This window comes from Pseudomonas sp. FW300-N1A1 (assembly GCF_058789115.1).
On the sequence record NZ_JBYTBK010000094.1, the window covers coordinates 1 to 942 of the forward strand.

1 protein-coding gene is annotated in these 942 nt (G+C 60.9%); it reads left to right on the plus strand.

Annotation, left to right across the window (positions count from 1 at the left end):
• Window positions 1–942 (plus strand): immunoglobulin-like domain-containing protein (locus AC3WQN_RS25440; RefSeq protein WP_492606973.1); only part of this gene is annotated, 942 nt, incomplete at both ends.

Sequence of the window (942 nt, forward strand, 5' to 3'; positions counted from 1 at the left end):
GATACCGTCGTGATCAAGGCCGGCACCACCGAGACCCCGTACGAGCTCAAGGCTCAGGGCGACGACGTCTACAAAGATGGTCAAACCGTCGAAGTCGGCGTGACTGACGCCAGCGTTGACGGCAAGTCCTTCGAAAACCTGGTACTCGGCGACAAGGCTACCGTGACCATCGGCGACACCATTAGTGAAGTCACCGCCACCCTGACCGTGGATAAAACCACCGTCACTGAAGGCGGCCAGATCACCTACACCGTGACCCTGACCAACGCTGCCGGCCTGCCGATGGGCGCCCATGGTCCGCTGGAGTTCACCCTGTCCGACGGCACCGTGGTCAAGATCCCGGCCAACGGTACTTCCGGCACTGCCAGCGTCACCGCCAACGATGACATCTTCACCGGCGGCCAGCCGGCCATCGTCAACAAGCTGGAAAGCGTTTCTGGCGCTGAGCAGTTCGAACAACTGACGCTGAATGACACCACGCTGACCACGTCCGTGACCGACGAGCCTGGCTCGGGTGACCCAACCGACCCGGCCAACGAAGGCGACAAGATCACTGTCACCATCGAAAGCAACGGCAACGTGCTGGAAAACGCCGCGCCGAAGTTCACCGTCAAAGTCGACCAGGTGCTGAAACAGGACCTGACCGTGACCCTGAGCAACGGCGATACCGTCGTGATCAAGGCCGGCACCACTGAAACTCCATACGAACTCAAGGCTCAGGGCGACGACGTCTACAAAGACGGCCAGACCGTCGAAGTCGGCATCGATAACGCCACGGTCGACGGCAAGTCCTTCGAAAACCTGGTACTCGGCGACAAGGCTGCCGTGACCATCGGCGATACCATCAGCGAAGTCACTGCCACCCTGACCGTGGATAAAACCACCGTCACCGAAGGCGGTTCGGTCACCTACACCGTGACCCTGACCAACGCCGCTGGCCTG